This window comes from Kitasatospora sp. NPDC057512 (assembly GCF_042802135.1).
Classification (GTDB): Bacteria; Actinomycetota; Actinomycetes; order Streptomycetales; family Streptomycetaceae; genus Kitasatospora.
On sequence record NZ_JBHVET010000878.1, the window covers coordinates 1 to 3,145 of the forward strand.

Below are 3,145 nucleotides of genomic sequence, written 5' to 3' on the forward strand. Positions count from 1 at the left end.
GCCGGGGCCCTCCCCTTGTGCCCCAAGGGGCCTCCCGCGCGGGCGGGTTGACGCCGGACACGGCCGGCGACCCGGCGGACCGGTGGATGCACCGTTCCGCTCGCTCGATTCAACCCGACGTTCGCCCACGGGCCGCATACGGTCCGTATGCTCGGGCCACTGTCGGTGACCGGCGGTCGACGGCCGCCCGGCCCGTCCGCTCGTGTCCTGAGCGAAAGGCCGTGCGATGGCCCCGCGTCTCTCCCTCGTCGTCCCGATCTACAACGTCGAGCGCTACCTCGGGGAGTGCCTGGACTCGATCGTGGCCCAGACGTTCGAGGACTTCGAGTGCGTCCTGGTCGACGACGGCTCGACCGACGGCGGCCCCGTCATCGCCAAGGAGTACGTCGAGCGGGACCGGCGCTTCCGACTGGTCCAGCAGCGGAACCAGGGCCTCGGCGCCGCCCGCAACACCGGCTGGCGCCACCTCACCCCCGGCACCGAGTACCTGGCCTTCGTCGACAGCGACGACGTCGTGCCGCCGCACGCCTACCAGCTGATGATCGACACCCTCGACGGGACCGGCTCCGACTTCGCCGCCGGCAACGCCCTGCGGCTGCGCACCACCGGCCTCAGCCCCTCGCACGCCCACCGCCGCCCGTTCCGCGAGACCCGGCTGCGCACCCACATCGGCGAAACCCCCGCCCTCGTCACCGACCGCACCGCCTGGAACAAGGTCTACCGGCGCTCCTTCTTCGACGGCGCCGGCCTGTTGTACCCCGAGGGCATCCTGTACGAGGACGCCCCGGTCAGCGTGCCGCACCACTTCCTCGCCGCACGCGTCGACGTGCTCGCCGACCCGGTCTACCACTGGCGGGTGCGCGAGGACGGCGACCTCTCCATCACCCAGAAGAAGACCGACCCGCGCGGTGTCGTCGACCGGGTCCGCTCGATGGAACTCGTCCGCGAGTGGCTGCTCGCCCGCCCCGAACCCGCCTTCGCCGAACACCTGCGCGCCTACGACCGCAACTGCCTGGTCGAGGAGATCCCGATGTTCTTCTGGGCCGTCCCGGACGGCGACCGCGCCTACCGCGCCGCCTACCAGCAGCACGTCACCCGCCTCCTCCGGGCCATCGGCCCCGAGGCCCAGGCGGGCCTCAGCCCCCAGCTGCGCCTCAAGTACCGGCTCACCCAGGCCGGTTCGATGAGCGCATTCGTCGCCGTCCAGCGCGCCCACCGCCTCGCCCGCCGCACCCGCCAGGCCCTCCGCAAGGGCTGACCGGCCGGGCCGGCGGTGGGGTGGCCGGGCTCGGCCCCGGTCATGGGTGTCCCTCCCCGCGGCCTTCGGAGGCGGCGGGGAGGGAGTGTGGCGCCCGGTGCGTCCAGGTCAGCCGACCCGGAGTTCGACGAGGGCGGCCGGCTTCTGGCCGAGCCCCTCGGCGACGTTCGTCATCGAGTTGGACGGCACGTCGACGGTGCTGCTGGCGCCGTCGTTCGTGGTCAGGCGGGCCTTCACCGGATAGTCGGTGGTCTGGACGATGAAGGTCTGCGGGAGTTCGAGCGACAGGTACCCGGTCGGTCCGGTGACGCGGAAGCACACGCTGGGGCCGGCCGTGCCGATGACCCGGCTGTACAGCTTGATCTGCGTGGTGGTGTGGCAGTCGGCGACGACGATGTGCCCGTCACCGCGCAGCAGCTTGAGCTCGGGGTACGGCGACGACTCCGGGTAGCCGAAGTCCTCGACGGCCGGCGGGGCCGTTTGGGTGTCGCCCGGTGTGGTGTCGGCGGAGGCGAGCGAAGAGCCACCGACGGTGGCGGCGGCGACGGCGATGACCGCTGCGGCGGTACCCCACCGTGTACGAGTCTTCATCGTGAATTTTCCTCTTTTGGGTTCCGCCGTAATTGCGGCCATGGCGATGGAGTGTCTCCGGGATCGTCCGATTCGTTCCCGGAGGTGCCGTGACGGAAGGTCACGGCCGGGTATGGCGATGACAAAGCGTAGAAGACGGTGCCGCACGTGTAAACAGTTTTACTCGCCCGGCCGCTGGCGGGAAACGGTCGCCGGGCTGGCGGGATCCTGCGGCCCGGCGGCTGATTCGAACGCCCGGCCCGGGGTGCGAGCGGGGCAAATCGGGCCGCATGCGAAATGGCCGCGGGAATTCGACACATCGATTCCGGTCAGCGGTCGACGGTTTTTGACGGCATTCACGGAGCTCCTCCGGAGGTTCGCTATACGCTCATCGCGCGCCCGGAAGAGGCGTAGACAAAGGAACAATCAAAAGGGGGCCATGAGTGGACAAGTCGGTGTTCCTGAGGAGGCGGGGGAGGAGGGCGCGAGGGGCGCCGGCGAACCGTCTGGCGGCGCGTCTGCTGCCCCTCGCGCTGTTCGCCGGTCTGTTGGGCGGCGCGCCGGCCTTCGCGGCCGGAGCGGACGGACCCGCCTCCCCGGTGTCCGACCGGTCGCGGGTGCTCGCGTTCTGGCAGTCGGGCGGGTCGGGCGTCCGGGCCCTGGCCGAGGCTGCGCTCCTGGGAAGCGACGCCGACGTGCGCCGCTTCCTGGACACCCAGCAGGCCGTCGCGCAGGTGAAGGACGACCAGGTCGCGGTGGCGCAGATCAACGCGCTGGCCGGCCCCGGAGTCCAGGCCGAAGGGCAGAAGGCGCTCCAGGGCACCGCCCAGGACCTGCAGAACTTCCTGAACGGCGGCTACCGGGCCGCGCTGCTGAAGGACCAGCAGGTCCAGGCGGCGCAGCTGAAGAACGGGGCCGGCGCGAGCGTGCGCAAGGCCGCGGACGCCGCCCTGCAGGGCTCGGCCGAGGACCTGAAGGCGTTCCTGACCGAAGGCCAGTACCCGGCACGGGAGGCCGACGACCGGGTCCAGCTGGTCAAGATCTTCAGCACGGGCGGACCCAACACCCAGGCCGCGGCCCGGCTCGCGCTCAACGGCACGATCGACGACGTCCGCGAGTTCCTGCGCGTCGGCCAGCACGTGGCCCGGGCGCGCGACGCCGAACGCACCTCGATCGCCCAGCTGGTGCAGCAGTCCCAGGACGCGACCGCCGCGGCCGCGCGCGAGAGCGAAGCGGCCAAGGCCGCCTCCGCCCAGGCCGTCGGCGCGGCGAAGGACGCCAAGGCCGCCGCCGCCCGGGCCGCCGCCGAGACCGAGC

3 protein-coding genes are annotated in these 3,145 nt (G+C 72.0%); 2 read left to right on the forward strand and 1 reads right to left on the reverse strand.

Features of this window, described 5'->3' with window-relative positions:
- The first annotated feature begins 226 nt into the window (after window positions 1-226).
- Window positions 227-1,258 carry a glycosyltransferase family 2 protein gene (locus ACFU6K_RS35150; protein ID WP_380670105.1) on the forward strand — a complete coding sequence of 344 codons (1,032 nt, stop codon included), beginning with the start codon at window positions 227-229 and terminating at the stop codon, window positions 1,256-1,258.
- Between the two features lie 108 nt (window positions 1,259-1,366).
- Here ACFU6K_RS35150 and ACFU6K_RS35155 read toward each other — a convergent pair whose 3' ends face one another.
- The gene (locus ACFU6K_RS35155) at window positions 1,367-1,849 is read right to left on the reverse strand and encodes a hypothetical protein (protein ID WP_380670107.1); all 483 of its coding nucleotides are present in this window, start codon (window positions 1,847-1,849) and stop codon (window positions 1,367-1,369) included.
- A 578-nt stretch (window positions 1,850-2,427) separates the two neighbouring features.
- Between ACFU6K_RS35155 and ACFU6K_RS35160 the strand changes: the two genes are divergently transcribed.
- Window positions 2,428-3,145: ALF repeat-containing protein (locus tag ACFU6K_RS35160; protein WP_380670109.1), on the forward strand; the 718-nt coding region annotated here is incomplete at its 3' end.